At 71.3% G+C, this 17,572-nt stretch carries 10 protein-coding genes and 1 tRNA gene; all 11 read right to left on the reverse strand.

Annotation, left to right across the window (positions count from 1 at the left end):
• Window positions 1-94 precede the first annotated feature (94 nt).
• Window positions 95-168: transfer RNA gene (locus ABT170_RS09020), tRNA-Thr, on the reverse strand.
• 119 nt (window positions 169-287) lie between these two features.
• Window positions 288-1,817, reverse strand: coding sequence for an alpha/beta hydrolase (locus ABT170_RS09025; protein WP_351865364.1), 1,530 nt, complete (start codon window positions 1,815-1,817; stop codon window positions 288-290).
• A 161-nt stretch (window positions 1,818-1,978) separates the two neighbouring features.
• A complete protein-coding gene (locus tag ABT170_RS09030) occupies window positions 1,979-3,184 on the reverse strand; it encodes a DNA polymerase III subunit delta' (protein ID WP_329942919.1) in 1,206 nt (401 codons plus the stop codon).
• A 120-nt stretch (window positions 3,185-3,304) separates the two neighbouring features.
• Entirely contained in the window at window positions 3,305-6,577 is a 3,273-nt protein-coding gene (gene tmk, locus ABT170_RS09035) for a dTMP kinase (protein WP_351865367.1), read from the reverse strand.
• A 251-nt stretch (window positions 6,578-6,828) separates the two neighbouring features.
• Window positions 6,829-9,738, reverse strand: a complete 2,910-nt coding sequence (gene topA, locus ABT170_RS09040; RefSeq protein ID WP_351865370.1) for a type I DNA topoisomerase — start codon at window positions 9,736-9,738, stop codon at window positions 6,829-6,831.
• Between the two features lie 281 nt (window positions 9,739-10,019).
• Complete coding sequence (locus ABT170_RS09045) at window positions 10,020-10,217, reverse strand: hypothetical protein (RefSeq protein WP_329942916.1); 198 nt, start codon at window positions 10,215-10,217, stop codon at window positions 10,020-10,022.
• 638 nt (window positions 10,218-10,855) lie between these two features.
• The gene (locus ABT170_RS09050; RefSeq protein ID WP_351865373.1) at window positions 10,856-12,382 is read right to left on the reverse strand and encodes a DUF7059 domain-containing protein; all 1,527 of its coding nucleotides are present in this window, start codon (window positions 12,380-12,382) and stop codon (window positions 10,856-10,858) included.
• 85 nt (window positions 12,383-12,467) lie between these two features.
• Window positions 12,468-13,088, reverse strand: a complete 621-nt coding sequence (locus ABT170_RS09055) for a small secreted protein (RefSeq protein ID WP_329942914.1) — start codon at window positions 13,086-13,088, stop codon at window positions 12,468-12,470.
• A 477-nt stretch (window positions 13,089-13,565) separates the two neighbouring features.
• Window positions 13,566-15,998, reverse strand: coding sequence for a sodium-translocating pyrophosphatase (locus ABT170_RS09060; RefSeq protein ID WP_351865376.1), 2,433 nt, complete (start codon window positions 15,996-15,998; stop codon window positions 13,566-13,568).
• A 533-nt stretch (window positions 15,999-16,531) separates the two neighbouring features.
• A complete protein-coding gene (locus ABT170_RS09065; protein WP_329942912.1) occupies window positions 16,532-16,999 on the reverse strand; it encodes an ATP-binding protein in 468 nt (155 codons plus the stop codon).
• 196 nt (window positions 17,000-17,195) lie between these two features.
• Window positions 17,196-17,549 carry an STAS domain-containing protein gene (locus tag ABT170_RS09070; RefSeq protein WP_003967428.1) on the reverse strand — a complete coding sequence of 118 codons (354 nt, stop codon included), beginning with the start codon at window positions 17,547-17,549 and terminating at the stop codon, window positions 17,196-17,198.
• Window positions 17,550-17,572: the final 23 nt, after the last annotated feature.

Below are 17,572 nucleotides of genomic sequence, written 5' to 3' on the forward strand. Positions count from 1 at the left end.
CAAGCACTTTCGCGACCTCCCCGTCGCGCGGCTCGGCATGCCCCAGGCATGAAAAAACCCCAGGTCACGGCGAGTGAGTCCTGGGGTAATTCCGAGCCGCCTTCGGGATTCGAACCCGAGACCTACGCATTACGAGTGCGTTGCTCTGGCCAACTGAGCTAAGGCGGCACGCCCTGTCGCACTATGGTGCGATCAGCAGCGACGCCAAGTCTACACAGTTTCCGGGGGTGCTCCGTACCGGGCACCCCCGGGAGCATGTGCGCAGGTCAGGCTGTGAGTGGGCGGGGTCAGGCGCACTTCTTGCCGTCGGTGGGCGGGGTGCCCTCCAGGAGGTAGGTGTTGATCGCCGTGTCGACGCAGTCGCTGCCCCGGCCGTACGCCGTGTGTCCGTCGCCCTGGTAGGTGAGGAGGGTGCCGGAGGAGAGCTGGTCCGCGAGCGACTCCGCCCATGTGTAGGGGGTGGCCGGGTCGCGGGTGGTGCCGACCACCACGATCGGGGCCGCGCCCTTCGCCTCGGTGCGGTGAGGGGTTCCCGTGGCCTTTGCCGGCCAGTAGGCGCAGTTCAGGGAGGCCCAGGCGAAGCCGCGGCCGAAGACCGGGGAGGCCTTCTCGAAGTCGGGGAGCGCCTTCTCCACCGCGTCGGGGCCGTCGAAGGCGGGCGGCAGGTCGAGGCAGTTCACGGCGGCGTTGGCGTACATCAGGTTGGCGTACGTGCCGTTCGGCTCACGCTCGTAGTAGCTGTCGGCGAGGGCGAGGAGCCCGGCTCCCTCACCGCGCTGGGCATCGGCGAGGGCCTCGCGGAGCTGGGGCCAGGCCCCCTCGTCGTACATGGCGGCGATCACACCGGTGGTGGCCAGGGACTCGCCCAGTTCACGGGTCTCCCCGGTGGGGACGGGCTCGGCGTCCAGGTCCGTGAAGAGCTTCTTCAGCGCGGTGGCGGCGTCCGCGGTGGACGTGGTGCCCAGCGGGCAGTCCGCCTTCTTGACGCAGTCGGCCGCGAAGGACTGGAAGGCCCCCTCGAAACCGGCCGTCTGGTCCCGGTTCATGTCGATGGCCTTGAGGGACGGGTCCATGGCGCCGTCCAGGACCAGACGCCCCGCGCGGCCGGGGAACAGGTCCGCGTAGGTCGCGCCCAGGAACGTGCCGTACGAGGCCCCGACGTAGTGCAGCTTCTCGTCGCCGAGCAGGGAGCGCAGGACGTCCATGTCCCGGGCCGTCTCGACCGTGGAGACATGCGGAAGGATCGTGCCCGCGCGCTTCTCGCAGCCGCCCGCGAACTTCTCGAAGGCGCTGCTCAGCGCGGTGATCTCGCCCTCGTCGTCGGGGGTCTGGTCGACCTGGGTGAAGGCGTCCATCTCCTTGCCGGTGAGGCACTCGACGGGCTCGCTGCGGGCCACCCCGCGCGGGTCGATGGCCACCATGTCGTACCGGGCGCGCACCGGGGCGGGATAGCCGATCCCCGCGTACCCCTGGAGATAGCCGACCGCCGAACCGCCGGGGCCGCCGGGGTTCACCAGGAGGGAGCCGATCCGCTCGCCCGGACCGGTGGCCTTCTTGCGGGAGACGGCCAGCTTGATGTCCCCGTCGTCCGGCCTGTCGTAGTCCAGCGGCGCCTTCATCGTCGTGCACTCGAAGCCCTCGACACCGCAGTCGCGCCAGCTCAGGTGTTGCGCGTAGTACGACGTGAGGCCCTTGGGGACCCCGGTGCCGGTGGCCGACGCACTGGAGGTCGAACTGCCGCTGCTACAGCCTGAGACAAGCAGGCCGGCAGTGCCGAGACCGGTGGCGAGGGTGCGGAGCAGGCGGCTGGTGTTCATCCTGGGAGCGTAGTCGCCGGGTGACGACTCGTCCGATTCCCTGCGCAAACGGGTGAACGGCGAGGAAGAGACCGGCGCTGACCGCCCGGCGTGCTCCGCTCCTCCGCGCCCGGACAGCGCCCCGTGCCGGAGCGGCACAGGGCCACGTGCCGGAGCGGACCTCAGCCCGCCCGCAGCGACATCGTCATCGCCTCCACCGCCAGCAGCGGCGCCACATTGCGGTCCAGCGCCTTGCGGCAGGCGATCACCGCCTCGATCCTGCGCAGGGTGTGCGCCGGGGCCGACGACTCCGCGATCCGGTCGAGGCTGTCCCGTACGTCGACATTGGCGATGGCGATCTGCGAGCCGAGCTGGAGCGCAAGCACATCGCGGTAGAAGCCGGTGAGTTCGGTGAGCGCCAGATCGAGGCTGTCGCGCTGCGTACGCGTCTTGCGGCGCTTCTGCTTGTCCTCCAGCTCCTTCATCGCCCCCGCGGTGCCGCGCGGCATCCGGCCCCCGGCGACCGCGCCGAGCGCCTGCTTCATGTCCTCGGTCTCCTTGCCGTCGACCTCCTCCGCCATCTGCTTGGCGTCGTCGGTGGCCGTGTCGATCAGCTCCTGCGCCGCCTTGAGGCAGCCGCCGACATCGGCCACCCGGAGCGGCACCTTGAGCACGGCGGCGCGCCGGGCGCGGGCCCGCTCGTCCGTGGCCAGGCGGCGCGCCCGGCCGATGTGGCCCTGGGTGGCGCGGGCAGCGGCATGGGCCCGCTCCGGGTCGATGCCGTCCCGCCGGATCAGCACGTCGGCGACGGCCTCGACCGGCGGCGTCCGCAGGGTGAGGTGGCGGCAGCGGGACCGGATCGTGGGCAGTACGTCCTCCAGGGAGGGCGCGCAGAGCATCCAGACCGTGCGGGGCGCGGGCTCCTCGACCGCCTTCAGCAGTACGTTGCCCGCTCCCTCGGTGAGGCGGTCGGCGTCCTCCAGGACGATGACCTGCCAGCGGCCCACGGCCGGGGAGAGCTGGGCCCGGCGGACCAGCTCCCGGGTCTCCTTCACACCGATGGAGAGCAGGTCCGTGCGGATCACCTCGACGTCGGCGTGCGTACCGATCAGGCTGGTGTGGCAGCCGTCGCAGAAACCGCAGCCCGGTGCCGCGCCCATGGAACGGTCCGGGCTGGTGCACTGGAGGGCGGCGGCGAAGGCGCGGGCGGCGGTGGACCGCCCGGAGCCCGGCGGGCCGGTGAACAGCCAGGCGTGCGTCATCTTCGAGCCCGTGGGCACGGGCTCACCTGCGGAGTGGGCGGTGACCAGCGCATCGGCGTCCCTGGCGGCGGCACCGAGCTGTTCCTGCACTCGGTCCTGTCCGACCAGGTCGTCCCATACGGTCATGGGTCACCGCCCTTCCGGTGGTGTCGTGCGGTGGCGCCGTGCGATGGCATCGAGCGGCGGGCCGGGTGTCCCGTCCGTTCCCATTGTGGGGGAACGGTCCGACAGTCCGGCCCGCCCGCGTCAGCCGCGCGGCCTGCGGCCCCGGCGCGAGTCGCCCGGGTCCTCGTCGTGCCCGCCGAGCAGTTCGTCGGCGAGCGTGGGCAGATCGTCCAGCGGGGTCTCCTCGGCCCAGTCCGGGCGGGGACGGCTGCGCCGCGCCGGTCCCCGCTGGTCGTGGGCGGCCCGGGGATCCTGCGTGCCGTCGCTGATCTGCGGCAGTTCGCGGGTGCGCTCGTTCTCGCTCTCCGCCGCGGACGGGGCCGGACGCTCGTCCCGGAAGATGCCCGGCGGCACCCGGTCGGCGGGACCCTCCCCGCGTACGGGCGGGAGGACGGCGGTCTCCTCCGCGTCGTACACCGGCCGGTCGCCGGAGCGGCCCGCCCCCGGGTCGGTGACCCGGGGCAGCATCGCCGTCTCGTCGCTGTCCGAGGACGAGCGGTCGGAACGGGTGCGGTCGGACGGGGTGCGGTCCGTCGGCTCCGCCTTCGGAACCGGCTGCGTCACCTCGTTCGGGTTCACGATCGGCGTCGGCACCGTGAGCTCGTTGTCCGGGACGGACGGAGCGGCAGCCGACTCCCCACGAGAAGCCGCCTCCCTGCGCGAAGCGGCCTCGGCACGCGAAGCGGCCTCCGCGCGGGAAGCGGCCTCGGCACGTGCGGCCTCCGCGCGCTCCGCCTCCAGCCGTTCGGCCTCCGCACGCGCGGCCTCCGTACGGGCCGCCGCGGCGGCCTCCGCCAGGCGTCGCGCCTCCTCGGCCCGCAGCAGCGCCTCTTCGGCCTTGCGCTGCTTCTCCAGGCGCCGCTCCTCAGCCTCCTTGCGCAGCCGGGCCTCTTCCTCGGCCTGCTTGCGCAGGCGTTCCTGCTCGGCCTCGCGCGCCTTCTCCTCGGCTTCGAGCCGGAGGCGCTCCTCCTCGGCGCGGCGGCGGGCGTCCTCGGCACGCTGCCGGGCCTCCTCCGCCTGGCGCTCGGCCTCGCGCTGCCTGGCCTCCTCCAGTTCGCGGCGCTTGCGCTCCTCCTCCTCGGCACGGAGCTTGGCGAGCTGCGCCTGGCGCTCACGCTCCAGCCGCTCCTCCTCCGCCTTGCGGGCCGCTTCCTCCTCGGCCTTGCGCCGGGCCTCCTCCTCGGCCTCGCGGCGCGCCTTGGCCTGCGCCTCGATCTCGGCCTCGGAGAGCGGAAGGAGCTGGTCGAGCCGGTGGCGTACGACGGTGGTGATCGCCTCCGGCTCCTGGCCGGCGTCCACCACCAGATAGCGGGTCGGGTCGGCCGCCGCGAGGGTGAGGAAGCCGGACCGCACCCGGGCGTGGAACTCCGGCGGCTCGGACTCCAGCCGGTCCGGGGCCTCGGTGAAACGCTCCCGCGCGGTCTCGGGGTCGACGTCCAGCAGCACCGTCAGATGCGGTACGAGGCCACCCGTCGCCCACCGCGAGATCCGGGCGATCTCGGTCGGGGCCAGGTCGCGGCCCGCGCCCTGATAGGCGACGGACGAGTCGATGTAGCGGTCGGACAGGACGATCGCGCCGCGTTCCAGGGCCGGACGGACGACGGAGTCGACGTGCTCGGCGCGGTCGGCCGCGTACAGCAGTGCCTCGGCCCGGTTGGAGAGCCCGGCGGAGGACACGTCGAGCAGGATCGAGCGCAGCCGCTTGCCGACCGGGGTGGCCCCCGGCTCGCGCGTCACGACGACCTCGTGGCCCTTGGCCCGGATCCACTGGGCGAGCGCCTCGACCTGGGTGGACTTGCCGGCCCCGTCGCCGCCCTCCAGGGCGATGAAGAAACCGGTGGCCGAGGGCGCGACGGCCGGGTCGCCGCCGCGCAGCGCCTCCCGCAGATCACGGCGCAGCGGCACGCCGGCCCGGTCGTCCGTCCTGGCGAGGACGAGCGCGGCGACGGGCAGCAGCAGCGCGCCGGTCAGCATCAGGACGAAGGCCGCTCCGCCGTGGGCGAAGACGAAGTCGCCGGAGACCAGGCGGTGCCGGCCGATGGCGGCGGCGAGCAGCGGGCCCCCGGCCGCGCCGAGGGCGACGAGCACCCGCACGACGGCCTGGAGGTGCTCGGTGGTCCTGGCCCGCCGGGACTCCTCGGTCTCCTGGTCCAGGAGCGCGTGCCCGGTGTGCGCGGCGACTCCGGCCGTGTAGCCGGCGAGCAGCGCGATCATCAGCCCGGTCGCCGTGTCGGGCACCAGGCCGAGCGCGAGGAGCGCGATGCCGGTGGCGGCGGTGGCCAGCGCCAGCAGCCTGCGCCGCGACAGGGCGGGCAGCACCTTCTGCGCGGTGCGGATGCCGAGGCCGGTGCCTCCGGTCAGCGCGAGGACCAGCAGCGCGAACGTGGCGGGGCCACCGCCGAGGTCGGCGGCGTGCAGCACGGAGACGGCCGCCGCGGCGGCGATCGCCCCGGCGACGGCGGCGCACGCACCGACGATCAGCGGGGCGGTCCCGGTGCGGCCCTTGTCGGGGCCGCTGCCGGTGGTGGGCCGGCGCAGTCCCTCCAGCGGGGAGCGCGGGCGGGGAGTGGGGGTGGCGGGCAGTTCGAGGAAGTACAGGGTGGAGATGGAGGCCGAGAAGAGCCCGGCCGCGACGTACGAGGCGAGGGCCGCCTGGTGGAAGGAGAACCATTCGAGGCCCGAGCCGAGCAGGTTGCCGATGAGCGTGGCGACCAGCAGGACCACCGCGGCGGCGGGTACGGCCAGGAAGTTCGTCCGCAGGGAGAGCCTGCGCAGCGCGTCGAGGCGGTCGGGCAGCGGACGTACGGCGGCGCCTTCGAGGGGCGGGGCGGGCAGCAGTGCGGGGGCGGCGCTCTCCTTGGCCACCGTCCACAGGCGCTCGGCGACACCGGTCACGAAGACGGTGATCAGGATCATCATGAGCGCCTTGTCGGGCGTCCAGTCGATCCACAGCGGCGCGACGACCAGCAGTGCGAGCCGCAGCCCGTCCGCCCCGATCATCAGCCAGCGCCGGTCCACCGGCCCGCCGGGTTCCGTGAGCGTCGTCAACGGCCCCAGGAGTACGGCTCCGAAGAGCAGGGTGGAAATAATCCGGGCACCGAACACCGCCGCGACGGCGAACGCCGCCCCTCGGTATCCGGCTCCGAATGAGCCCTCCAGTACCGCCGCTTGCAGCGACAACAGCACAAGCACGAGAAGGGCGAGTGCATCGCCGATACTGCCGACGAGCTGGGCGCTCCACAACCGCTTCAGCGGGGGAATACGCAACAGGGCTCGTACGGCGCGCTCGCGTGAGTCTGCGGCAAGTGTGTCGGAGGTGGGGCTCACGACCGTTGGCTGCTCGGCTCGCGTCATCCGCCCAGCCTATCGGCAGCGGCGCGGTCGCTGTCGGCCCGTCCGAACATATGGCCGCCGGCACCGGGCGGCGACCGGCCCCGAGCCGGACCCGCCCCCTGCCCCCTGCCCCGGCCCTGGCCCGGACACCGCGACAGCACGACCTCGCGACACTGACGGGTTGGGGGCTTCGGCGGACACAGCACCGCCCGGCACCTGGAGAGGCGCCGGGCGGTGCTGGAACGCTGTACGCGGTGCGAGGAGCGCCGGTCTCATTCCTCCGAGGCGGAGGCGGACGAGGAGGAGGCGGACGAAGAGGCGGAGGCGGTCTTCTTCGCAGCCGTCTTCTTGGCCGTGGTCTTCTTCGCCGGGCTGGCCTTCTTCGCCGTCGTCGTCTTCTTCGCGGCGGTCTTCTTCGCGGCGGTCTTGGTCGCCGTGGTCTTGGCGGCGGTCTTCTTGGCCGTCGCCTTCTTCGCCGGGGCCTTCTTCGCCGTCTTCTTCTTGGCGGGTCCCTTGGCACGCTTCTCGGCGAGCAGCTCGTAGCCGCGCTCCGGCGTGATGGCCTCGACGCTGTCGTCGGTCCGCAGGGTCGCGTTGGTCTCGCCATCGGTGACGTACGCGCCGAAGCGGCCGTCCTTCACGACGACCGGAGCCCCGCTCACCGGGTCCGTACCCAGCTCCTTGAGCGGCGGCTTGGCCGCGGCCCGGCCGCGCTGCTTGGGCTGGGCGTAGATCGCGAGGGCCTCGTCGAGCGTGATGTCGAAGAGCTGGTCCTCCGAGGTCAGCGAACGCGAGTCCGTGCCCTTCTTCAGATACGGTCCGTAGCGGCCGTTCTGCGCGGTGATCTCGACACCCTCGGCGTCCTCACCGACGACGCGCGGCAGCGACATCAGCTTGAGCGCGTCGGCCAGCGTCACCGTGTCCAGGGACATGGACTTGAAGAGCGAGGCGGTCCGCGGCTTCACCGCGTTCTTCCCGGTCTTCGGCGTGCCCTCGGGCAGCACCTCGGTGACGTACGGGCCGTAGCGCCCGTCCTTGGCGATGATCTGGTTCCCGCTGACCGGGTCCGCGCCGAGCTCGAAGTCACCGCTGGGCTTGGCCAGCAGTTCCTCCGCGAGGTCCACGGTGAGCTCGTCGGGCGCCAGGTCCTCGGGCACGTCGGCGCGCTGGTGGCCCTCGGAGTCCTTCTCGCCGCGCTCGATGTACGGGCCGTACCGGCCGACGCGGAGCTTGATGTCGTTGCCGACGGGGAACGAGGAGATCTCCCGGGCGTCGATGGCGCCGAGATCGGTGACCAGTTCCTTCAGGCCGCCGAGGTGGTCGCCGTCGCCGTTGCCCGCGTCGGAGGCCGCACCGGCACCGGCCGTGTCCTCACCGGAACCCGCGCCGAAGTAGAAGCGCTTCAGCCACGGCACGGACTGCGCCTCGCCCCGCGCGATGCGGTCGAGGTCGTCCTCCATACGGGCGGTGAAGTCGTAGTCGACGAGCCGGCCGAAGTGCTTCTCCAGCAGGTTGACCACGGCGAAGGAGAGGAAGGACGGGACGAGTGCCGTGCCCTTCTTGAAGACGTAGCCGCGGTCGAGGATCGTCCCGATGATCGAGGCGTACGTCGACGGGCGGCCGATCTCGCGCTCTTCGAGCTCCTTGACCAGGGAGGCCTCGGTGTAGCGGGCCGGGGGCTTGGTGGCGTGGCCGTCGACCGAGATCTCCTCGGCGGACAGCGCGTCGCCCTCGGCGACCTGCGGCAGGCGCCGCTCACGGTCGTCGAGCTCGGCGTTCGGGTCGTCGGCGCCTTCCACGTACGCCTTCATGAAGCCGTGGAAGGTGATCGTCTTGCCGGACGCGGAGAACTCGGCGTCCCGGCCGTCGCTCGCCCGGCCGCCGATCTTGACGGTGACGGAGTTGCCGACCGCGTCCTTCATCTGGGAGGCGACGGTCCGCTTCCAGATCAGCTCGTAGAGCCGGAACTGGTCGCCGCTGAGTCCGGTCTCGGCAGGCGTACGGAAGCGGTCGCCGGAGGGGCGGATCGCCTCGTGCGCCTCCTGGGCGTTCTTGACCTTGCCGGCGTACGTACGCGGCTTGTCGGGCAGATAGCTCGCCCCGTACAGCTGCGTGACCTGCGCGCGGGCGGCCGAGACCGCCGTGTCCGAGAGGGTCGTGGAGTCGGTACGCATGTAGGTGATGAAGCCGTTCTCGTACAGCTTCTGCGCGACCTGCATGGTGGCCTTGGCCCCGAAGCCCAGCTTGCGGCTCGCCTCCTGCTGGAGGGTCGTCGTACGGAACGGGGCGTACGGGGAGCGGCGGTACGGCTTCGACTCGACGGACCGGACCGAGAACGAGGAGTCGGCGAGCGCGGCGGCCAGGGCGCGGGCGTTCGCCTCGTCCAGGTGCAGTGTCTGGCCGGAGGAGGCCTTGAGCTGCCCGTCCGGACCGAAGTCGCGGCCCTGGGCGATCCGGCGGCCGTCCACCGCGCTGAGGCGGGCGGTGAGGGTCGACGGGTCGGAGGCGTCACCGGCACGGCCGGTGGCGAAGGTGCCCGTGAGGTCCCAGTACTCGGCGGAGCGGAAGGCGATGCGCTCGCGCTCCCGCTCGACGACGAGGCGGGTGGCGACGGACTGGACGCGGCCCGCCGAGAGCCTCGGCATGACCTTCTTCCACAGGACCGGCGAGACCTCGTAGCCGTAGAGGCGGTCGAGGATACGGCGGGTCTCCTGGGCGTCGACCATGCGCTGGTTCAGCTCGCGCGGGTTGGCGACGGCGGCCCGGATCGCGTCCTTGGTGATCTCGTGGAAGACCATGCGGTGGACGGGGACCTTGGGCTTGAGAACTTCTTGCAGGTGCCACGCGATGGCTTCGCCCTCGCGGTCCTCATCGGTGGCGAGGAAGAGTTCGTCGGACTCGGCCAGAAGCTGCTTGAGCTTCCTGACCTGGGCCTTCTTGTCCGCGTTGACGACATAGACGGGCTGGAAGTCGTTCTCGACGTCCACGCCGAGACGGCGTACCTCACCGGTGTACTCGTCCGGCACCTCGGCGGCGCCGTTCGGCAGGTCGCGGATGTGCCCGACGCTCGCCTCGACGACGTATCCGGGGCCGAGATAGCCCTTGATCGTCTTCGCCTTGGCAGGCGACTCGACGATGACGAGTCGGCGGCCGCCCTGTGCGGTCTCGCTGGTCGGGGACAACTTCGCTCTTCTCTCCGGTCGACACTCGGTGGGCATCCAGGGCAGCGCCGTGACGCTGCCCGCGGTGCTGTCGCTGCGGAGTGTGACGGTACAACCCGCCCCCGTGTCAAACGGCAAAAGCCCGCAACGGCCACTCGAACGGTAACCCGACTTCCGCCATTCCTGCCGCCCGGACTGCCCGGCCCGTGCTGTCCCGGCCCGCCGCCGCGGATTTCGGGGAGCGGTGACGGCGCCCGTGGAGAGCCGGGCCGCCCGGTGCGCGGCCCGGCCGGAAGGGAGGATCAGACGAGCGTGAAGCACCAGACGCCGAGGGCGAGGAAAACCACGCCGAAGAGTGTGGCAAGCGTGGTGGAAGCGACCGGACTCACACCATGGGCCACCGGCGCGCGGTGCATGGCACGCGCCCCCGTCCAGACCAGGAGGGCGGCGCCGAAGAGTGCGAAGGCCGCACCGGCGAAGACTGCTGAGACGCTCTCCATGTCGTACCCCTCGCCCCGTCGTGAACCCTCGTGCCGCACACGTTCGGCTCGTCGCCGCCCGGCAGAGGGGAGGCTGCCACGTCCGGATATCCCCGACACGAACCCCGGGTGAACAGCACTCCCCCGGCCGCACCGCGGCAGGCCACCGACCACGGGACCGGAATCCCTGGAACGAGTCCGAACGAGTCGGAGCGGGGTCGACGGCGCGGACGAAGGCGCTGATGAGAAGGGGTGTCGAGTACGTGGTTCAGGGCCCGGCCGATCCGGAGCGGAGCGCGGGGACGGTACGGGGGAGGGGTGCGGGACGGCACGGGGGCAGGTGCGGTGCGGCACGGGGCAGGCGCGGCAGGGCGACATGTGCGGGACCGGGGCAGGTGCGGCACCGGGGCAGGTGCGGGGGACGGCACGGCGGCAGGTGCGGCACCGGGGCAGGTGCGGTGCGGCACGGGCAGGCGCGGCACGGCGACCGGCGCGGCGCGGCGACCGGCGCGGCGCGGCGACCGGCGCGGCGCGGCGACCGGCGCGGGACGGGAGGAGGAACACTCCACGTCCCAGTTGTCCGGCCCTCCCGCCCGGCCTGTCCGGGGCCGCCCGATCCCGCCGGACCGGGCTGGCCGGCTTCCCGTCCGGCGTCCGGGCTATCCGTTCCCCTGTCCGGCTGCGGGCACCGGCTCCAGGAAGCCCTCCTCGACCAGCAACCGGATCGCCTGCGGGGTGCGGTCGCGCAGCAGCACCGGGTCCTCGGACATCAGCTGGGCGATGGCGTCCAGGATCCGGCCGGCGGGCAGCGAACCGTCGCACACGCCCGCGAACCCCGCGGCGACCGCGTCGACCTTCGTGGCCCGCATCATCCCCCGGTGCTGGCGCAGCACCACATGCTCGGGGTCCTCCGCGCCGGGCAGCCCGACCTGCTCCTGCACGACCTCGGCCGACAGGGTGAAGTGCCCGGCCAGGAGGGCCGCGTCGTCCTGCTCCCGGAGGTAGTCCTGGCGGGCGAAGTGGTCCAGGATCACGGGTCCGAGCGGCTGCTCGACCGCGTGCGGCCATTCCTCGACCACGACCGACGGATTCCCGGACGCCGCCTCGGCGGACTTGCGCAGGGTGATCCAGCCGAAGCCGACGGCCTTCGTCCCGAGGGCCTCGAACTCGTCCAGCCAGGCCTCGTAACGGGCGGCGTACTCGGCGGGGTCCGTGCGGTGATCGCCGCTGTCGCGCAGCCACAGCTCCGCGTACTGCGTGATGTCCTGCACCTCGCGCTGCACGATCCAGGCGTCACAGCCGCGCGGCACCCAGGAACGCAGCCGGTCCTGCCACTCCTGGCCCTCCACGTGCTGCCAGTTGGCCAGGAACTGGGCGTATCCCCCCTCGTTCAGCCGGTCGCCGGACTGTTGCACCAGGGTCCGGCACAGGTCGTCGCCGCCCATGCCTCCGTCGCGGTAGGTGAGACGGGCTCCGGGCGAGATGACGAACGGGGGGTTGGAGACGATCAGGTCGAAGGTCTCGGCGCCGACCGGCTCGAACAGCGAGCCCTCGCGCAGATCCGCGGGGGCGGCGCCGGACAGCGCGAGGGTGAGCCGGGTGAAGTCCAGGGCACGCGGATTGAGGTCGGTGGCGGTGACCCGCGTGGCGTGCTGGTCGGCGTGCAGCGCCTGGATGCCGGAGCCCGTACCGAGGTCGAGTGCGGAGGTGACGGGCTTGCGGACCGTGATCCCGGCGAGTGTGGTGGACGCTCCTCCGACACCGAGGACGACCCCCTCCTCGCGCGAGCCGATGCCGCCCGCACCGCCGACCGCGCAGCCGAGATCGGAGACGATGAACCAGTCCTGGCCCTCGGGACCGCTGTACGGCCGGATGTCGACATGCGCCGTCACCAGGCCGTCCTGGTGACTCACCCAGCCGTCCTCGACGCACTGCTCCAGAGGGAGCGCGGCGTGGGCCCGCTCGTACGGGACGGGGTGCTGAAGAAGGAAGAGCCGCACCAGCGTGTCGAGCGGCGTTTCGCCCCGGGTGGCCCGCAGGGCGGGGACCGTCTCGCTGCGGGCCAGCGCGGCGTAGGCGGGCGCGCCGAGCAGTTCGAGGAGCCCGTCAGCGGTGAAGGCCGCCGCGAGCAGGGCCTCGCGGAGGCTGGGGATACGGTCGGACGAGGGAAGGCTGGTCGTACTCACCCACCCATTGTGTCCGCTCCCACTGACAACGGCAGCGGCCCGGCCACCCGCGCGGGGTGTCCGGGCCTCGCCGCGCGGTGCGCGGTTACGACTTGTCGTCCGCCGAGGCGGAGGGCGACGCGGGTGCGGACGCCGTGGGCGCGGCGGCCGGCGGGGCCGAAGCCGTCGGCTTCTGGCAGCCCTTCTGCTTGGACATCGCGGTGCCGACCTCGCCGGACTGAAGCTTCTTCAGCGCCTGGTCACCACTGGTGCTGATCTTGTTGAGCTCGTCGGCGATGCCCTTGAGACCGTCGGCGAACTTCGCCTGGTCCTCGGTGTCGAGGGCGTCGACCTTCGTCTTCAGACCGGCGTAGGCCACGGAGGAGGCGTTCAGCTCCTTCACGGCCTCCTTCTGCGTGGTCTCGCCGTCGTCGACCGGCGGCGGGCCCGCCGAGTCCACGGCCGCGCCCAGCGCCTTGTACGCCTGCGAGATCTGCTGGAAGGCGGCCGAGTCGGTCTTCTGGACGTCCACGGGCTTGCTGTTGTCCGCGGTCTGCTGCTGGATGGCCGCGTTGGCGTTCGCGATCTTCTGCAACTGGGGCTGCACCTGGTCGCAGACCGTCTTGGCCCAGTCGTTCACCTTGTCGTCGCTGTCGTCGCTGCAGCCCGACAGCGTCAGTACGAGTACCGCACCGCCGGACAGTGCGGCTGCAAGCTTCTTGTTCACCGGATTGGTCCCTTCCAAGGCTCTCGGCCCCGGAACTTACACGCCAAGTGGGCGACATCCGGGTGCCGGGCATCCGATGTACGTGCTTTTGAAGCCATTTGCACCAAGGGAAATGAGGGAGATACAACTCACCCACACGCTCGGGCACTCATGCGAATGCCCATCCGATCGGGCGATCTTTCCGTCCCGGTCGAGCGCACCCCGGACGGATCATCAGACCCGGTGTCCGGACGGGATGCCGGCAGCGCGACAGGGGCGTCGGACAACGCGGTTGGGGCGTCGGGCACTGCGGTGGGAGCGCCGGACACCGCTGCCGGACGGAGCGTCAGGCACTACGTCCGACCGGAACGCGGCAGCACAGCGGGCGGACCGCTCCCGGCACCGCAGCGGGGCGGACCGCACATCGTGAGGTGCCGTCCGCCCGCCTCCGATCGGTCAGAGGCCGGGGTCAGGCCTCTCCCTGCCCGACCGGCCCGTTCACGAAGCCACCGTAGGCTCCGGCGACTTGCCCGGCCGACCGCCCTCTCCCCCGGAGCCGTCGTCGTCGCCCACGGCGATCCCGCGCCGCTTGGAGACGTAGACGGCGCCGACGATGACCAGGATGGCGAAGGCCGCGACCACGGCCCGCACCCCGGCGCTCGCGTCCTGTCCGTAGCTGAACTGCACCACGGCCGGGGCGATGAGCAGCGCCACGAGGTTCATCACCTTGAGCAGGGGGTTGATCGCCGGGCCGGCCGTGTCCTTGAACGGATCGCCCACCGTGTCGCCGATGACCGTGGCCGCATGGGCGTCACTGCCCTTGCCGCCGTAATGCCCGTCCTCGACGAGCTTCTTGGCGTTGTCCCACGCTCCGCCGGAGTTGGCCAGGAAGACCGCCATCAGGGTGCCCGTGGCGATGGCGCCGGCGAGGTAGGAGCCGAGCGCACCGACTCCGAGGGTGAAGCCGACCGCGATCGGCGCCAGGACGGCGAGCAGCCCGGGAGTGGCCAGTTCGCGCAGGGCGTCCTTGGTGCAGATGTCGACGACGCGCCCGTACTCCGGCTTCTCCGTGTAGTCCATGATCCCGGGATGCTCACGGAACTGCCGCCGCACCTCGTGGACCACGGCCCCGGCGGACCGGGAGACCGCGTTGATGGCGAGCCCGGAGAAGAGGAAGACGACGGCCGCACCGAGGATCAGGCCGACGAGGTTGTTGGGCTGCGAGATGTCCAGACTCAGCCCCAGCTCACCGGTCCTGGCCCCCACGTCGTCGACCGCCGTGGCGATGGCATCGCGGTACGAGCCGAAGAGCGCCGCCGCCGCCAGTACGGCGGTGGCGATGGCGATGCCCTTGGTGATGGCCTTGGTGGTGTTGCCGACGGCGTCCAGGTCGGTCAGGACCTGGGCACCGGCGCCGGTGACATCGCCGGACATCTCCGCGATGCCCTGCGCGTTGTCGGAGACCGGACCGAATGTGTCCATGGCCACGATCACACCCACGGTGGTCAGCAGCCCGGTCCCCGCGAGGGCCACCGCGAAGAGCGCCAGCATGATCGACGTCCCGCCGAGCAGGAAGGCCCCGTAGACACCGAGGCCGATCAGCAGCGCGGTGTACACGGCCGACTCCAGGCCGATCGAGATGCCCGCGAGCACCACCGTCGCCGGGCCCGTCAGCGAGGACTTCCCGATGTCCTGGACGGGGCGGCGGTTGGTTTCGGTGAAGTAGCCGGTGAGTTGCTGGATCAGCGCTGCCAGGACGATACCGATGGCGACGGCGACCAGGGCGAAGATCCGCGGATCACCGCCGTGCGAGGTGATGGCGGCATCGGTGACGCCGTCCAGTCCGGCGTACGAGGAGGGGAGGTAGACGAACACCGCGACCGCCACCAGGACGAGTGAGATCAGCGCGGAGACGAAGAAGCCCCGGTTGATCGCGGTCATCCCGCTGCGGTCGGTGCGCCGCGGGGCGACCGCGAAGATCCCGATCATCGCGGTGACCACGCCGATGGCCGGAACGATCAGCGGAAACGCCAGTCCGGAGTCCCCGAAGGCGGCCTTGCCGAGGATGAGCGCGGCCACGAGCGTCACGGCGTACGACTCGAAGAGGTCGGCGGCCATGCCCGCGCAGTCACCGACGTTGTCGCCCACGTTGTCGGCGATGGTGGCGGCGTTGCGCGGGTCGTCCTCCGGGATGCCCTGCTCCACCTTGCCGACGAGGTCGGCGCCCACATCGGCGGCTTTCGTGAAGATGCCGCCCCCGACCCTCATGAACATGGCGATGAGCGCGGCCCCGAGGCCGAATCCCTCCAGCACCTTGGGCGCGTCGGCGGCATAGACGAGGACCACACAGGAGGCACCGAGCAGCCCGAGACCCACCGTGATCATTCCGACCACGCCACCGGTACGAAAAGCGATCTTCATCGCTTTGTGCGAAACAGTGGTGAGATCTTTCTCCGGTTCGCCTTCCGCCGGAGTCGCCTCACGCGCAGCAGCGGCCACGCGCACATTACTGCGCACCGCGAGTCGCATCCCGATGTATCCGGTGGCCGCCGAGAAAAGCGCACCCACGAGGAAGAACAGCGAACGCCCCGCACGTTGCGACCAGTTGTCGGCGGGCAGCAACAGAAGCAGGAAGAACACCACCACGGCAAAGATTCCGACCGTACGCAGTTGTCTGGCCAGATAGGCGTTGGCGCCTTCCTGCACGGCGGCCGCGATCTCCTTCATCCGCTCGGTGCCCTCACCGGCCGCCAGGACCTGGCGTACCAGCAGGCGGGCGACGACCAGTGCGGCGACGGCGACGACGACGGTGGCGATGACGATCAGCCGGTTCCCGTCGGTGAGTACCGCCGCCGCGAGTGCGGCCGGACGGTCGGAAAGTGCGGATTCTTGCGTCGGTACTGCCATGGGTGTGGTGAAGAACTCCGCCATACGTCCTCCTTGACGCTCAGCGCTCAAGACGTGGACGGATTGTAGGGAGCGAAACCTGATCAAAACAGTGGGCGGGGAACGGAATTGACTTCTCTCCCCCCAACGCCAAAAGATCAGGCCACCGAATCTTCCCGAATGCAGTAATGGGGCAGGCTCATTGCCGGGAGATCACTGTTCACACACAAAGGAAAAGGGCCCTGCTCAGCAGGGCCCGGAAAATCGAAACATCGGGAACGCATACGACCGCGGAGGCGCACCCGGGCGGACAGCGAGGTGCCGGAAACAACCGGGCGCAGAACCGGCCGGACACCGGATGGCCGGGCCTCCGAGCGGACTGGACGCCCGTACGCGACATCGGTCGGCGCTCGCGGCACCGTACGCCTACCGGCCCAGGACGCGTACGCGCCCAGGACACGCCTGGTTGTACCCGGGCCGCGTCACGGAAGCGCGGAGAGCACGGGACCGCTCGTGGAGCACAAAAGCTCAGGGAACCAGGGAGCTCAGGAAGCCAGGGAGCCAGGGAGCCAGGGAGCTCAGGAAAGCGCCGTCGTGTGGGCGGTCGGCCAGCTCATCCGGATCACTCCGCCATCCGCGCCCGAGCGGACTTCCACGTCGTCGACCAGCCCGCTGATGACCGCGAGTCCCATTTCGTCCTCGCCCTCACCCTCGGTTTCGGGGTCGGGTTCGTCGAGGCCCACCTCGCGGGCGGCACCACGTCCTCCCGCCCCTGCGGCGGCGGCGCTCCCGGGACCGGGAACCTCGTCACCGACCTCGATCGAGAACGTCTTGTCCTCATCCGTCAGCACGACGCTGACCGGAGCGGTGATGCCATGGCTGCGATGCAGCCCGACGGCGCGGCTGCACGCCTCGCCGACAGCGAGTCTGACCTCGTCGAGCACCGCCTCGTCCACTCCGGCCCGGCGCGCCACGGCGGCTGCCACGAGGCGAGCCGTCCTGACATGTTCAGGCTGAGCGCTGAAGCGGAGTTCAACGGTGGCCATGTGATCCCCCTCGAACGTTCGGGCGTGCGTCTCAGGGGTCCGGGCGTGTCGCCCGGTACCCCTGCTCTCCTCCTCCGGAAGCCGACAAAGCCGACAGCCGACCGAAGGTCGACCGCCTGCCCCGCCACGGCCTGCCTGCTGCCGCTGCCGGTCTGTCCACTGCCTGCCTGCCGGCCGAGGCCGGCCTGCGCCGACGTCAGTCGGTGGCCGCGACAGCCTCGTCGACCGTGGTGTGAATCGGGAACACCTTGGTCAGACCTGTGATCCGGAAGATCTTGAGAATGCGCTCCTGGTTGCAGACCAGGCGCAGCGAGCCCTCATGGGCCCGGACACGCTTCAAGCCACCCACGAGCACGCCGAGGCCGGTGGAGTCGAGGAAGTCGACACCTTCCATGTCGACAACCAGGTGGTAGCTGCCGTCATTCACCAACTCGACCAACTGCTCGCGCAGCTTGGGCGCGGTATACACATCAATCTCGCCACCGACCTCGACGACCGTACGGTCGCCACCAGGGCCGGACACATTGCGAGTCGACAGGGACAGGTCCACGGATCCTCCAGCACCTTGCTATC

This window comes from Streptomyces sp. NPDC001787 (genome assembly GCF_040297465.1).
In the GTDB taxonomy this organism is placed as follows: domain Bacteria; phylum Actinomycetota; class Actinomycetes; order Streptomycetales; family Streptomycetaceae; genus Streptomyces.